Genomic DNA, 14,734 nt, shown 5'->3' with positions numbered 1-14,734 from the left:
CCTAACGCCAAAACGTCGATTTCGACGGCGGGAGTCAGGCCTCCGCGGACGGTCGCACGACGTTGACGGTCTTGCGGCCGCGCTTGGTGCCGAATTCCACAGCGCCGGGGGCCGTGGCGAACAGCGTGTCGTCGCCGCCACGACCGACGTTAGTGCCGGGATGGAAATGAGTACCCCGCTGCCGCACCAAAATTTCGCCGGCCTTCACGATCTGGCCCCCGAACCGCTTGACGCCAAGCCGCTGGGCTGCGGAGTCGCGACCGTTGCGTGAGCTGGAAGCGCCCTTCTTGTGTGCCATGTCTGGTTCCCTCAGTGCTCTCTGTTCGTCGCCTGACGGCTCATCACGCGATGCCGGTGACCTTCAGGACCGTCACTTGCTGACGGTGCCCCTGACGTTTGTGGTAGCCGGTCTTGTTCTTGAACTTGTGGATGCGGATCTTGGGGCCTTTGGTGTGCTCGAGCACCTCGCCGGTGACGGCCACTTTCTCCAGCGCCTTGGCGTCGGTGGTGACCTTCGCCCCGTCGACGACGAGGGCCACGGGCAGCGACACCTTCGAGCCGGGTTCGCCGTCGAGCTTCTCGACCTTGACCACGTCTCCGACGGCGACTTTGTACTGCTTGCCGCCGGTCTTGACGATTGCGTACGTGGCCTTATCGGCTGCCATCGTGCTCGTGCTCCTACGTCGTTTCTGACACAGCGCTGCTCGCGACTGCGCGGGTCTGGGTTTCCGGGTCTTCCACGATCGCCGGCCACGGCCTGGCGACAACTGCTCAAGGCTACTTGAGCCGGGCCTAGAGGGTCAAATCACCGCAGGTCAGGCGCCGACCCTGACGTGGTCAGCCGCCGTGCGCGGGCGGGCCCGCAGGTCGGGCCGCGGCGCGGCGGCGGTGTCGGCCCGCTGGCCGGGTCGCCGCCACAGCCGGCTCCTCCGAGTCGTCCGAGTCCTCCGAGTCCTCCGAGTCGTCGGAGTCGTCGGAGTCGTCGGAGCCGTAATCGTCGGAGTCGTCGTCCTCGTCGGAGTCGTCGTCGATGACCTCGATGTCATCGTCGATGTCGTCGTCCTCGTCGTCGGAATCCAGATCGATCTCGTCCTCGTCCTCATCCGACTCGTCGTCGTCTTCGTCCTCATCGGGCTCGTATGCATCGTCGTCGACGTCTTCGTCCTCCGAGGGGGACACCGCCTCCCGGATGCTGTCGGAGTCGGCCTCGGCGACCTCCTCGGCGGGCTTCTTCTCCTCGCCCTCCTCGTCACCCTCAGGCTCGGTCGTCGGGGCCGTACCCGCGGCCATCGCCTTGAACATCGGATGCTCACCGGCCGGATGCGCAGGCACCTTCGCGACCTCGACATCGTCGGGCTTGGCGCCGCGCTTGCCCCGCTTGCCCCGGCGGCCGCCGGAGTCGGACTTGCGTCCGTTCGACGACGCCGAGTCGATGGGATCGGTGTGCAGAACGATTCCCCGCCCCGCGCAGTGCGAGCACGACGTCGAGAACGCCTCGACCAGCCCGGTGCCCAGCCGTTTCCGCGTCAACTGCACCAGGCCAAGCGAGGTGACCTCGGAAACCTGATGCCGAGTGCGGTCACGGGCCAGCGCCTCGGTCAGCCTGCGCAGCACGAGGTCACGGTTGGACTCCAGGACCATGTCGATGAAGTCGATGACGACGATGCCGCCGATGTCGCGCAACCGCAGTTGGCGCACGATCTCCTCGGCGGCCTCCAGGTTGTTGCGGGTGACGGTCTGTTCGAGGTTGCCGCCCGAGCCGGTGAACTTGCCGGTGTTGACGTCGATCACCGTCATCGCCTCGGTGCGGTCGATGACCAGGGTGCCGCCCGAGGGCAGCCACACCTTGCGGTCCATCGCCTTGGTCAGCTGCTCGTCGATGCGGTGCACGGCGAACACGTCAGGGGCCGTCTGGGCCCCCGAAACCTCAGGGGGCTGGTATTGCGTCATCCGCGGAAGCAGTTCGGGCGCAACCGCTGTCACGTAGTCGGTGATGGTCTTCCACGCGTCGTCGCCGGAGACGATCAGGCCGGTGAAGTCCTCGTTGAACAGGTCGCGGATGACCTTGACCAACACGTCGGGCTCTTCGTAGAGCGCCACCGCGGCGCCGGCCTTCTTCTCGGTGATCTCGGCGGCCTTGGCCTCGATCTCGGTCCAGCGTTTCTGCAGCCGTTCGACGTCGGAGCGGATGTCTTCTTCTTTGACGCCCTCCGAGGCGGTGCGGATGATCACGCCGGCGTCCGACGGCACGACCTCGCGCAGAATCTCCTTGAGCCGCTGGCGTTCGGTGTCGGGCAGCTTGCGGCTGATCCCGGTCGACGACGCGCCCGGCACGTACACGAGATAGCGCCCGGCCAGCGACACCTGGGTGGTCAGCCGGGCGCCCTTGTGCCCGACGGGGTCCTTGCTGACCTGCACGACGACGTAGTCGCCCGGCTTGAGCGCCTGTTCGATCTTGCGGTTCTGGCCGCCGAGGCCCGCGGCCTCCCAGTTCACCTCGCCGGCGTAGAGCACGCCGTTGCGGCCGCGGCCGATGTCGACGAAGGCGGCCTCCATCGACGGCAGCACGTTCTGCACGATGCCGAGGTAGATGTTGCCGACCAGCGAGGCCGACGCGGCCGAGGTGACGAAGTGTTCGACGACGACGCCGTCTTCGAGCACGGCGATCTGCGTGTACCGGGAGCCCTCGTGCGGCGCTTCGGTGCGGACCTTGTCGCGCACCACCATCATCCGCTCGACGGCCTCACGGCGCGCCAGGAATTCGGCCTCGCTCAGGATCGGGGGCCGGCGCCGGCCTGCGTCGCGGCCGTCGCGGCGACGCTGACGTTTGGCTTCCAGCCGCGTCGATCCGTTGATGCCCTGGATCTCGCCGTCACCGCTGGACGCGGACTTGTCGGCCTTGGTCGCCTTGCGCGGCTCGCGTTCGTGCACGACGGTGTTGGGCGGATCGTCGGGGGCCAACGCGGTGTCGTTGTCGTCACCGGAGCCGGATTTGCGACGACGACGGCGGCGGCGACGCCGGGTGGCACCCTCACCGCCGGTGCTGTCGTCGCTGGTGTCCTCGTCGGAGTCGTCGGAGTCGTCGGAGTCGTCGTCGGAGTCGCTGCCCTGGTTGTCGGTGTCGTCGGAGTCCTCGTCACCGCTCTGCTCGCCGCGGCCCCGCCCGCGACCCCGGCGGCCACGGCGCCTGCGCCGCCCGGACGGGCGCTCGAACTGGTCGTCGTCGGAGTCCGCACCGTCGTCGGAGTCTGGACTGTCGTCGTCGTCCTCGTCGTCGTCCTCATCGGCGCTGTACTCGACGGTGACGGGTTGGGGCGCGACGAACAGCGGCAGGTAGTCGGCGGGCTCGGGGTTGGCCGGTGCGGGTGCGGCGGGCTCATCGGCCTGCACCGGCGCGGTGTCCTGCGACGCCGGCTCGTCGGCTTCGGCCTGCTCGGGCGGCTGCTCGTCGCCGTCGGGGGTTTCGGCGAGCGCGTCGCGCACCCGCTGGGCCTCGTCGTCCTCGACCACGGAGTGCGGGCCGCGCGGCCTGCCGTCGAGTTCGGTCAGCGCGTCGAGCACCCGCTTGCTGGTGGTGCCCAGCTCCCGCGCCAGCGAATGGACCCTCAGCTTCTCGGGCTGCGGGTCTTCGGTATGCGGTTTCTGCTCTGAAAGCTCTTCGGTCGGCGCTTGGGAATGGTCTTGGGAATGGACATTGTCGGCCACGTAGTCTCCTCTAAGCCCCCGGGCGCGTCCTGTTCTGACGCGGCCACGCGAGGGCTTCCGCTATTGGCCCGGGTATACGCTCCCGAGCTTGTTATGGTCTCGCGCCGAGCGGCTCCACTGTGGAACCATCCCGGCGCCTGTTGCGAATGATGGCTGGACGGTCGGCGCCGCACCGCGCGTGGCGATGGTCGCGCACGTCTAAGTCTTCATTCGGGTTTCCGACCCCAATTACGGCTCGGTAACCCGAAGCAAGTATCCCACATCACGCCGCTCCACCCGACCAGGCCGCGCGAGCAGGCAATATGAATCTTTTAGCTGCTTGGAAACCAGAGCGCGATCTCGCGGGCGGCCGACTCGGGGGAATCCGAGCCGTGCACGATGTTGTCCTGGGTGACCAAGGCCAGGTCACCGCGGATGGTGCCGGGCGCGGCCTTCTCCACCGGGTCCGTTCCGCCGGCGAGCTGGCGGAACGCCGCGATCGCGCGGGGGCCTTCCACGATGGCCGCCACGACGGGCCCGGAGGTGATGAACTCCAGCAGCGAGTCGAAGAACGGTTTGCCCTCGTGTTCGGCGTAGTGGCGACGGGCCAGGTCCTCGCTGACGTCCTTGAGCTGCAGGGCCGCGATCGTCAGGCCCTTCCGCTCGATCCGGCTGAGGACTTCTCCGATCAGGCGCCGTTTGACGCCGTCGGGCTTGATCAACACCAGGGTCCGCTCGGTCACGGCCGACAGCCTAGTCGGGCTGCTGCTGCTGTCCCGGCAGGAGCCCGCGTTTCTGCCGGCGCAGCACCTCGGCGCGCAGGTAGGCGATCACCGCCCACACCACCAGGAAGACGACCCCGATCAGGCCGATCGCGACATGGACGACGAACCCGGCGATGAACACCACCTGGACGGCCAGATTCGCCCAGATAGCCCACGGCCGGCCCTGCACGCCGCACATCAGCACCAGCACCGCCGCGAACCCGATCAGGTATGCCCCCGACGCCGCGGTCAGACCACCTCCGATGCGCGCCACCACCGGCAGCGCCAGCAGCACCACGATGGCTTCCAGGATCAGCGTGCCGGCCATGACGCCGCGGAAGCTCTTCCACGGGTCCGGCTGCTGGCTCATTGCGGGTCCTTCCCGAACAGCGTGCGTGCCGCGCCCGCGGTCACCACCGAGCCGGTGATCACGATGCCGGCGCCGCCGAACAACTCGCCCTCGCTCGCCGATTCCTCCGCGATCGCGGTCGCGGTCTCGATCGCGTCGGGCAGGGTGGCTGCGGTGACGACGCGTTCGGGGCCGAAGCGCTCCTCGGCACGCAACGCCAACGCCGCGACGTCGAGCGCGCGCGGCGAACCGTTGTGCGTCACCACGATCTGGTCGAAAACCGGCTCGAGCGCGGTCAGGATGCCGTCGACGTCCTTGTCCTCCATCACCGAGAGGACGCCGACAAGGGTGCGGAAGTCGAATTCCTCGGTGAGCGCCTGCGCCAGCGCCGAGGCTCCGGCCGGGTTGTGCGCGGCGTCGATGAACACCGTCGGCGCGCTGCGCATGCGCTCCAGCCGGCCCGGGCTGGCCACGGCGGCGAACCCGGCCCGGATCGCGTCGACGTCCAGTTGGCGCTGGGCACCCGCGCCGAAGAACGCCTCCACGGCGGCAAGGGCCAGCACCGCGTTGTGCGCCTGATGTTCACCGTGCAGCGGCAGGAAGATCTCGGAGTACACGCCGCCCAGACCCTGCAGTTCCAGAAGTTGGCCGCCGACGGCGATCTGCCGGTCGAGCACGGCGAACTCGGAGTCCTCGCGCGCGACGGCGGCGTCGGCCGTCACCGTCTGGCGCAGCAGCACCTCCATCGCCTCGGGGCTCTGCCGGGCGATGACGGCCACGATGTCGGTGGGCACGAGGTCCTCGTTCTGCTTGGTGATGATCCCGGCCTTCTCCCCGGCGATCTCGGCGACGGTGTCGCCAAGGTAGTCGACGTGGTCCACCGTGATCGGGGTGATGACGGCGACGGGCGCGTTGACGATGTTGGTGGCGTCCCAGCGGCCGCCCAGGCCGACCTCCACGACCGCCACGTCGATCGGCGCGTCGGCGAACGCGGCGAACGCCATGGCCGTGACCACCTCGAATTTGCTCATGGCCGGCCCGCCGGCGGCTTCGGACTGCTGGTCGACCAACTGCACGAACGGCTCGATTTCCCGGTAGGTCGCCACATACTGCGCCGGGCTGATCGGCTTGCCGTCGATGGAGATGCGCTCAACGGCCGACTGCAGATGCGGGCTCGTGGTCCGCCCGGTGCGCCGGTGCAGCGCGGTCAGCAGAGCGTCGACCATGCGGGCTACCGACGTCTTGCCGTTGGTCCCCGCGATGTGGATCGACGGGTAGCTGCGCTGCGGTGACCCGAGCAGCTCCATCAGCGCCGAGATGCGTGCGGTGCTGGGCTCGAGTTTGGTTTCCGGCCACCGCTGATCAAGCAGGTGCTCGACCTGAAGCAGCGATGCCACCTCGTCAGGGGTGGGGGCGGGGTCCGTCATGAGCGCCGCGCCGAAGTCATTTCAGCGATGCCAGCCTCGCAGTGATGCGCTCGACTTCCTCCTGCGCCAGCTGCTGGCGCGCCCGGATCTTGTCGACCACGTCGGCGGGCGCCTTGGCCAGAAACGCCTCGTTGCCGAGTTTGCCTGTGGTGCCTGCCAATTCCTTCTGCGCGGCGGCCAGGTCCTTCTCGAGCCGGCGCCGCTCGGCGGCCACGTCCACGGTTCCCGAGGTGTCGACCTCGACGGTGACGGTGCCCTTCGACAGCCGCACCTCGATGGCGGCGGTCGGGGTGAAGTCGTCCCCGGCGTCGGTCAGCCACGCCAACGCGCTGACGGCGGGCACCTGGGCGGTCAGGTCGGCGTCGTCGATGTCCGACAGCCGCGCGGGCACCTTCTGCCGGTCGTTGAGCCCCTGGTCGCTGCGGAACCGGCGCACCTCGGTGATCAACTTCTGCATATCGGCGACCCGCTGGGCCGCAACGGGATCCAGCGCAAAGCCGGAGGCTTCGGGCCAGTCGGCCACCACCAACGACTCCTGGCCGGTCAGCGTCTTCCACAGCACCTCGGTGACGAACGGCATCACCGGATGCAACAGCTTGAGCAGCGTGTCCAGCACCCGGGCCAGCACCGCTGTCGTGTGAGCGGTGTGCTCCTCTTGGCCCAGTTGGGTTTTGGCGAGTTCGACGTACCAGTCGCAGAACTCGTCCCAGGCGAAGTGGTAGAGCGATTCGCAGGCCCGGCTGAACTCGTAACCGTCGAAGGCCGCGTCGACTTCCGCGCGTACCACTTCCATCCGGCCCAGAATCCAGCGGTCGGCGTCGGTGAGTTCGGCCGTGTCCGGCAGCGCTGCGGGCCTGGCCCCGTTCATCAGCGCGAACCGGGTGGCGTTGAAGAGTTTGGTGGCGAAGTTGCGCGATGCGCGTGCGTGGTCCTCGCCGATGGACAGGTCACCGCCGGGGCTGGCGCCGCGGGCCAGCGTGAAGCGCAGGGCGTCGGCGCCGAACTTTTCCACCCAGTCCAGCGGGTCGATGCCGTTGCCGCGCGACTTGCTCATCTTGCGGCCGAACTCGTCGCGGATGAGCCCGTGCAAGAAGACGTTCTCGAACGGCACCTGCGGTCCGCGCTTGCCGTAGTCGGTGATCGCGTCGTCGTGGGCGACGAAGGTGCCGAACATCATCATCCTGGCCACCCAGAAGAACAGGATGTCGTATCCGGTGACCAGAACCGTTGTCGGATAGAACTTCTGGAGCTCAGGTGTGTGATCGGGCCAACCCATTGTGGAGAACGGCCACAACCCCGAGGAGAACCAGGTGTCCAGCACGTCGGGGTCTTGTTCCCAGCCGGCGGGCGGTGTCTCGTCCGGCCCGACGCAGACCATCTCGCCGTCGGGTCCGTGCCAGATCGGGATGCGGTGGCCCCACCACAGCTGGCGTGAAATGCACCAGTCGTGCATGTTGTCGACCCAGGCGAACCATCGCGGCTCCAGGCTCCTGGGGTGGATCACGGTGTCGCCGTTGCGCACTGCGTCCCCCGCCGCCTTGGCCAGGCCTTCGACCTTGACCCACCACTGCAGCGACAACCGGGGTTCGATCGGCTCCCCGCTGCGTTCGGAGTGCCCGACGCTGTGCAGATACGGCCGCTTCTCCTCGACGATGCGGCCCTGACCGGCCAGTGCCTCGCGCACCTTGACCCGGGCCTCGAAGCGGTCCATACCGTCGAATTGTGTTCCGGTGCCGGTGATCCGGGCCTTGGTGTCCATGATGGTGGGCATCGGCAGGCCGTGCCGCATGCCGATCTCGAAGTCGTTGGGGTCGTGGGCCGGGGTGACCTTCACCGCGCCGGTGCCGAATTCCGGGTCGACGTGGTCGTCGGCGACGACGACGATTTCGCGGTCGAGGAACGGATGCGCCAAGGTCTTACCGACCAGGTGGCGGTAGCGGTCGTCGTCGGGGTGCACGGCGATCGCGGTGTCACCGAGCATCGTCTCCAACCGGGTGGTGGCCACCACCAGGTGCGGTTCGTCGTCCGACAGCGAGCCGTAGCGGAAGGACACCAACTCGCCTTCCACGTCTTCGTATTTGACCTCGAGGTCGGACACGGCGGTCTCCAGCACCGGTGACCAGTTCACCAACCGTTCGGCGCGATAGATCAGCCCGGCGTCGAACAGCCGCTTGAAGATCGTGCGGACGGCCCGCGACAACCCCTCGTCCATGGTGAACCGGTCGCGGCTCCAGTCCACGCCGTCGCCGATGCGGCGCATCTGCCCTTCGATGGTGCCGCCGGATTCGTGTTTCCAGTCCCACACCTTGTCGACGAACAGCTCGCGGCCGAAGTCCTCTTTGGTCTTGCCGTCAATCGCCAACTGCTTTTCGACGACGGACTGGGTGGCGATTCCGGCGTGATCCATGCCGGGCAGCCACAGCACCTCGTAGCCCTGCATCCGCTTGCGCCGGGTGAGCGCGTCCATCAGCGTGTGATCGAGCGCATGCCCCATGTGCAGGCTGCCGGTGACGTTGGGCGGTGGCAGCACGATCGAATAGGCGGGCTTGGTGCTGGTGGCGTCGGCGGCGAAGTAGCCGGCGTCGACCCAACCCTCGTAGAGGTCGGACTCCACCGCGCCCGGGTCCCACGACTTGGGCAGGGCTTCGACGCCGGGATCGACGGCGCGGCGGGGGGTTGAGGTCACCCCGCAATTCTAGGAAGGGTCCGCCACTGCGGGGCCAGTGGGCCTATGGGGCGCCGAAAAGCGGTTTTTCGGCGTCGTAAGGGCTGCTCGGCGCGCTTCAGGCGAGCTTGTCCGTCCGCACCGACACCCCCGCGGCGGGGAATCGGGACAGCAACGCGTCGCCCATCGCCGCGGCCGGGGTCAGCACACCGCGCAGATCCGAGAGCCGGTCACGGTCCAGCGCGAGCGCCAGCCCGCTCTCGCCGAGCAGCACCGAGGTGGCCTTGTAGCCGGGGTCACCCTGCTGGGACATGGTGGCCTGGTAGCGGGCGCCGGTGGTCGTGGTGGTGTAGGTCTCCACGGTGTAGTGGCCCTGCTCCCGGACGCGCTCGCTGGGCCCGGTGCCCGGCTTGGGCACCACGCGCTCGACGAGCTTGGACGGCAGCCGGTGGAAGAACCGGGTGCCCAGCGCCATGGCGGCGGTGTTGCTGGCCGCCGCGACGGCCGCGGCCACCGGGGCGGCGATGGAGCGGCCCACGCTCATCTGCTCACCGTATTCGAAGCGCCTGCCGTAACCGTAGTCCAGTAATGCGTTGCTGCGCCGCACGATTCGGGTGTTGACCGATGCCATGACGAACGGGGCGGTCCAGTATCCGTCGAGCTCCGGCGCGATCTCCGCACCCCGACGCCATCTCATGTCGGGCTGCGCGCCGAGTTCGGGCTCCGCGCCGCGATCGTCGTACAGCGTGTAGGGGTCCTCCATCAACCGCCTGGCCTCCGGGTCGGTGGAGGCGGTGTGCATGACCTCCAACATCGAGGCGACCGTGCCCCCCGACACTCCACCGGCGAACTTCCGCACCACCAGGTTGGTGTCGCCGAGCTGCCCCGCGTCGTCCTGCTGCACCCTGCGGTACAACGCGAAGACCGTGAGATCTGAAGGGATGGAATCGAATCCACACGAGTGCACGATGCGGGCGCCGGTGTCGATGGCCTGCTTGTGGTGCAGGTCGATGCTTTGCCGGATGAACATCGGTTCGCCGGTCAGGTCGGCGTAGTCGGTGCCTGCGGCCGCGCAGGCGGCCACCAGCGGCAGCCCGTACTTGATGTAGGGCCCCACGGTGGTGACCACCACCTGGGTGCGCGCCGCCATCGCGTTCAGCGACGAGGGCTGCGATGCGTCGGCGGTGATCAGCGGCCACGACTGCGCCGCGGCGGGCAGCGTGTCGCGCACCGCGAGCAGCTTTTCTTGCGACCTGCCCGCCAGCGCGATACGGGCGTCGCCGGCGGCTCGGGCCAGGTACTCGGCCGTCAGTTTCCCGACGAATCCAGTTGCCCCGTATAGGACGATGTCCAACTCCCGTTGCGCTGCGCTCATGACGGCGACGCTACCCGAGGGCCGCGGGCCGCTCGACGTCCTCACCCAGCACATGGCGGGCCAGAAACGCCGTGACCACCTGATACCAGAGCTTGGCGTGTTGCGGGCTGAGCACCCAATGGTTCTCGGACGGGAAGTACAGGAACTGGTGTGCGCTGGTGCCGTCCTCATCGGCGGGCAGACCGGAGTCGGTGAGCAGCTCGTACCACAGCCGAAGCGCTTCGCCGATCGGCACGCGGTAGTCCTTGTCCCCGTGGATCACCAGCATCGGTGTGCGGATCTGGTCGACGTAGCGGTGCGGGGAGTAGGTGTCGGCCATCTCCCGGGTCATCTCGCGCACCCAGTAGTAGGACGAGTCCGTGGTGGCGCCGAACTGATCGAGCGCCCACAGGCTGGCATGGGTGACGATGGCGTCGAACCGGTCGGTGTGGCCCGCGACCCAGTTGGCCATATAGCCGCCGAAGGATCCGCCCATCGCCGCGGTGCGCGCGGCGTCGACGCGCGGGTGCGCGCATGCGGCGTCGGTGGCCGCCATCAGGTCGTCGAACGGCGCACCGCCCCACGCGCCCCAGCCGCGTTGCACGAAGTCCTGCCCGTAGCCGGTGGACAGCCCGGGATCCGGCAACAGCACCGCATAACCGCGGGCGGCGAGCAGCCACGGGTTCCAGCGCCATGACCAGCAGTTCCAGCTCGACAGCGGACCGCCGTGAATCCACAGCAACAGCGGCGCCGGCGCGTCGCCGTCGGGCAGCACCAACCAGGACCGCACCCTGGCGCCGTCGGGCGCGGCCGCATCGAGTTCGGTCAGTCGCCCCGGCAGCCGCGGCGCCGCCACACACGGCATCTGCGTCACCGTGCCTTCGGGGTCGATCCGCACCGGATGCGGCGGCGCGGCATACGAGGTGCGCAGCGCGTACAGAACGCCGCCGGGGCCCGCCGTCACATCGGTGTAGGCGTAGTCGTCGAAGGTCAACTGGGTCACCGCGCCGTCGGCCACGGCGACGGAAAACACCGGGCAGCGCCCGTCCTGGTCGGCGGTGACGATCAACGCCGACCCGTCCCGCGACCACGTCAACGATGCCGGCCAGCGGTCCCACTCCGATGCCACCGTTTCGTGCTGACCGCCGAAACGTAAGCAGCCCAACGTCATTCGGGGTGCCTTCTCCGGCGTCGAATACGACTCGCGGACATAGGCCACCGCCGACCCGTCGAGCGCGATCACCGGGTTCCACAGGTCCGCGCCGGGGTCATCGGCGATCACGGTGCGCTCGCCGGTGTCGGTGTCGATCCGCATCAGCACCGAATGCTGCGACGCGCCCGGTGCCGGCTGCTGCCAGGTGGTCACCACGAACCGACCGTCCGCGCTGACGTCGAACTGCGCATCGCGCAGCGCGCCCGCCGGGGACCCGGTGAGGTCGGTGGGCTCGTCTTCAGCGAGACCCAGGCCGAACAGATGAGGATGGCTCAGCCCGATGTCTTTGTCCCAGCGACGGATCGGGTAGCCGGTGTGCAACACCGCGCTGACCTTGTTGTCCTTGCGGAGATCACGCAGCCGGCGGTCGTCGTCGACGGTGCGCGCCGACGGCAGCATCGGCGCGCGCACCACCGTCACCGCGGTGTCGCGGGCCGCGCGGACCGCCTCTATCCCGCCGGGCAGTGCCAACACCTCGTACGCCTCGCCGCCCGCGGCCGGTAGGCGCCATAACGCCGCGGGCGGTTTGTCGTCGTCGTCGCTGGGTCGGGCGGCGAGGAACAGCAGATCACCCTCTGCGGTGAAGACCGGTGACGACTCCCCCTTGGCGCCGCGGGTCAGCCGTCGCGCGGGCCGGCCGCCTGCGGGGTCCAGCTCCCACACCGCGGTGACGTATTCGGTGCGCTTGTCGTTGAGTTCGGCGACGGTCGTCACGACTCGTGTCCCGTCGGGTGACACCGCAAGGCCGGAGACGCGCGGCAGCGCGAGATAGTCGTCGAGGTCGTCGAAGGGCGTCGCGGTCATGCGTTGTTGGTAGCACAGCCCCGGCGCCGAATGGCCAGTTGTGTTCCGCGTCAACGCCGGAAGCCGGGTCGTAACGCGCCGTTCGGCGCTAGGTTCGACGGGTGCCGAAGCGGATCGTTGTGGTCGGGGCCGGCATCGCCGGCTTGGCGACCGCCGTGGCGTTGCAGCAACGGGGCCATGACGTCACGCTCGTCGAGGAGCGCACCGACACTTCGTCGGGTGCGGGCATCTCCATCTGGCCTAACGCGCTGGCCGCGCTCGACGAGCTGGGCCTTGGCGACCCGGTGCGCGAGGCCGGCGGCCGGGTGACCGCGGGCGCCATGCGCTGGCGTGACGGCACCTGGCTGCGGAATCCGTCGCCGCAGCGCATCGTCAAGGCACTGGGCGAACCGCTGGTGGTGATCCGCCGGTCGGCGTTGACCGCGGTGCTGGCCGACGCCCTGGCCGTTGGCACCCTGCGCACCGGCCTGTCCGCAGACGCGCTGCTGCCCACCGGGGACGGTGTGCGGGTGACGTTGTCGAACGCCGCCACCCTGCACGCCGACGCTGTGGTGGGCGCCGACGGCACCCACTCGATGGTGGCGCGTCACCTCAACGGTGCGCTGAGCAACCGGTACGTCGGCTACACGGCCTGGCGGGGGGTGGCCGACTGCACGATCGACCCCGATGTCGCCGGTGAGGTGCTCGGACCCGGCGTCGAGTTCGGCCTCGTCCCACTCGGTGCGGACCACACCTATTGGTTCGCCACCGAACGCACCCCTGAAGGCGGCCAGAAACCACAGGGTGAGCTGGCCTACCTGCGGTCCAGGTTCGCGGCATGGGCCGATCCGATTCCGCAGGTGCTGGCCGCCACCGACGCCGACGTCGTGCTGCGCAACGATCTCTACGACCGCGACCAGGCGCGGCAGTGGTCGCGCGGGCCGGTGGTACTCGTCGGCGACGCCGCTCATCCGATGCGGCCCCATCTGGGTCAGGGCGGCTGCCAGGGGCTCGAAGACGCCGCGATCCTCGCGCGGTTCGTCGACGGCACCGACGCCGCGGGCGACCTCTCCGCGGCGTTCGCCCGGTTCGTCGCGTTCCGGCGCCCCCGGGTGGACTCGGTGGCGCGCGAGTCAAAGCTGATCGGCGCCGTGGTCAACCTGCGCCCGGCGGTGCTGAGCACGCTGGCCAGCCGCGCCTCGGCGCTGGTTCCGGAATGGGCGCTGACGCGGCACCTGGCCGGCATCGCCGCGCGGTCGGCGTTTCGGCTGCCCGACGAGCGCGACGTGCAACCGGCGTGAGCACCGCGCTGGGCGCCCTATCGGTCGAGGCAGCCGACCCGTGCGCGGTCCAGGCGTTCTGGGTCGAGGTGCTCGGCGCCGACGCCCAGCGGGCCCTCGTGTCGTTTCGACCCCAACAGCGGCCCAAGACCGTGAAGAACCGTGTGCATCTGGATGTCTACACCCATGACGTCGCGACACTGTTGGACTGCGGCGCGCGGGTACTGGCCGAGCACTCCGGCTGGGTCACCCTCGCCGACGTCGAGGGCAATGAGTTCTGCGCGTTCCCCGACCCCGAGCCGGCGACCGGGCCCGCGACCCGGGTGTTCGCGGTGTGCACGGACAGCAACCGTCCTGAGGCGCTCGCCGCGTGGTGGGCGGCGCTGGTCGGCGCAGACGTCCGAAACGGGCCCGACGGCACCCCGCGCTGGCTGTACGGTTCGGCGGGCTGGGAATCGCTGATCTGGAAGTTCATCCGGGTGAGCGACGAACGGGTGGTGCCCAACCGCTGGCAGTGGACGCTTCAGGACGAACCCGGCAGGTTTACCGCGCTGCGCGGGCCCGACGGCGGGTTCGTCGATCCCCAGGGCAATGAGTTCAGCGTGTTGCGCCCAGCGCGCCCAGCGGGTTGAGCAGTGCGGTGCACATCTGGCGCGGGTTGACGAATCCGAGCAGGCCGCGGGTGGGCATCGCCGCGCAACCAGTGGCGGCGGGAGCCGGGGCGGCCGGGCTGCCTGCGGTGGTCCACACCGCGGGGGTGGCGCCGCGGGGGCCGCACTTGGGCCATGCCTTCAGGCCCTGGGTGCGCAGAACGTTCTCGGCCACGCGGATCTGCTCGGCGCGGGATGCGTGGGCGGGGTTGCCGACGCCGCCGTTGGAGCTCCAGGTCGCCTGCTTGAACTGCAGTCCGCCGTAGTGCCCGTTACCGGAGTTGATCGACCAGTTGCCGCCGGACTCGCACTCGGCGATGGCGTCCCAGTTGACCGAATCGGCCTGCGCGGTGGCGGTCGACACGGCCATCGGCACGATGGCGAGCGCCCCGGCGATTGCGATGGCCCACAGGCCCTTGGTGACTGCCTTACGAATGTTCATCGCTGCGGTCCTTCCCCGACCGTTTGACACAAGGTCCGCGTGAAGAGCTGCTCTCCGCTGCGGTTATCCGGTGTGTCGGGTGAGGAAGGTCACCTGTTACGCGAGTGTCAAAAGTTTTATTCG

12 protein-coding genes are annotated in these 14,734 nt (G+C 69.0%); 2 read left to right on the top strand and 10 right to left on the bottom strand.

Features of this window, described 5'->3' with window-relative positions; genetic code table 11:
* Window positions 1-34 precede the first annotated feature (34 nt).
* The 9 genes from rpmA to K3U96_RS09355 all read right to left on the bottom strand — a co-directional run bounded on the left by rpmA (window position 35) and on the right by K3U96_RS09355 (window position 12,260).
* A complete protein-coding gene (gene rpmA, locus K3U96_RS09395) occupies window positions 35-298 on the bottom strand; it encodes a 50S ribosomal protein L27 (RefSeq protein WP_069403886.1) in 264 nt (87 codons plus the stop codon).
* Between the two features lie 43 nt (window positions 299-341).
* Window positions 342-665: a 50S ribosomal protein L21 gene (gene rplU / locus K3U96_RS09390; protein ID WP_069403885.1), complete on the bottom strand. Its 324-nt coding sequence runs from the start codon at window positions 663-665 to the stop codon at window positions 342-344.
* A gap of 172 nt (window positions 666-837) precedes the next feature.
* On the bottom strand, window positions 838-3,705 hold the full coding sequence (gene rne / locus K3U96_RS09385) for a ribonuclease E (RefSeq protein WP_220692807.1): 2,868 nt from the start codon (window positions 3,703-3,705) through the stop codon (window positions 838-840).
* Window positions 3,706-4,016: 311 nt separating this feature from the next.
* Window positions 4,017-4,427: a nucleoside-diphosphate kinase gene (gene ndk, locus K3U96_RS09380; RefSeq protein ID WP_220692806.1), complete on the bottom strand. Its 411-nt coding sequence runs from the start codon at window positions 4,425-4,427 to the stop codon at window positions 4,017-4,019.
* Window positions 4,428-4,437: 10 nt separating this feature from the next.
* Entirely contained in the window at window positions 4,438-4,818 is a 381-nt protein-coding gene (locus K3U96_RS09375) for a DUF4233 domain-containing protein (protein WP_069403882.1), read from the bottom strand.
* Complete coding sequence (gene folC, locus K3U96_RS09370; protein ID WP_220692805.1) at window positions 4,815-6,224, bottom strand: bifunctional tetrahydrofolate synthase/dihydrofolate synthase; 1,410 nt, start codon at window positions 6,222-6,224, stop codon at window positions 4,815-4,817. Before folC ends, K3U96_RS09375 begins: the two co-directional genes overlap by 4 nt.
* A gap of 16 nt (window positions 6,225-6,240) precedes the next feature.
* On the bottom strand, window positions 6,241-8,910 hold the full coding sequence (locus tag K3U96_RS09365) for a valine--tRNA ligase (protein WP_220692804.1): 2,670 nt from the start codon (window positions 8,908-8,910) through the stop codon (window positions 6,241-6,243).
* Between the two features lie 97 nt (window positions 8,911-9,007).
* On the bottom strand, window positions 9,008-10,264 hold the full coding sequence (locus K3U96_RS09360; protein ID WP_069403879.1) for a saccharopine dehydrogenase family protein: 1,257 nt from the start codon (window positions 10,262-10,264) through the stop codon (window positions 9,008-9,010).
* A 10-nt stretch (window positions 10,265-10,274) separates the two neighbouring features.
* On the bottom strand, window positions 10,275-12,260 hold the full coding sequence (locus K3U96_RS09355) for a S9 family peptidase (protein ID WP_220692803.1): 1,986 nt from the start codon (window positions 12,258-12,260) through the stop codon (window positions 10,275-10,277).
* 101 nt (window positions 12,261-12,361) lie between these two features.
* Between K3U96_RS09355 and K3U96_RS09350 the strand changes: the two genes are divergently transcribed.
* Together K3U96_RS09350 and K3U96_RS09345 are read left to right on the top strand one after the other, a co-directional pair.
* Complete coding sequence (locus K3U96_RS09350) at window positions 12,362-13,540, top strand: FAD-dependent oxidoreductase (RefSeq protein ID WP_220692802.1); 1,179 nt, start codon at window positions 12,362-12,364, stop codon at window positions 13,538-13,540.
* On the top strand, window positions 13,537-14,151 hold the full coding sequence (locus K3U96_RS09345) for a VOC family protein (protein WP_220692801.1): 615 nt from the start codon (window positions 13,537-13,539) through the stop codon (window positions 14,149-14,151). Before K3U96_RS09350 ends, K3U96_RS09345 begins: the two co-directional genes overlap by 4 nt.
* Here the strand turns inward: K3U96_RS09345 and K3U96_RS09340 are convergent.
* A complete protein-coding gene (locus K3U96_RS09340) occupies window positions 14,117-14,611 on the bottom strand; it encodes a transglycosylase family protein (RefSeq protein WP_069403875.1) in 495 nt (164 codons plus the stop codon). The genes K3U96_RS09345 and K3U96_RS09340 overlap by 35 nt on opposite strands.
* Window positions 14,612-14,734: the final 123 nt, after the last annotated feature.

Source organism: Mycolicibacterium holsaticum DSM 44478 = JCM 12374, assembly GCF_019645835.1.
Classification (GTDB): domain Bacteria; phylum Actinomycetota; class Actinomycetes; order Mycobacteriales; family Mycobacteriaceae; genus Mycobacterium; species Mycobacterium holsaticum.
The sequence above is the reverse complement of the archived record's forward strand: the minus strand, read 5'-3'. Positions and strand labels throughout refer to the sequence as shown.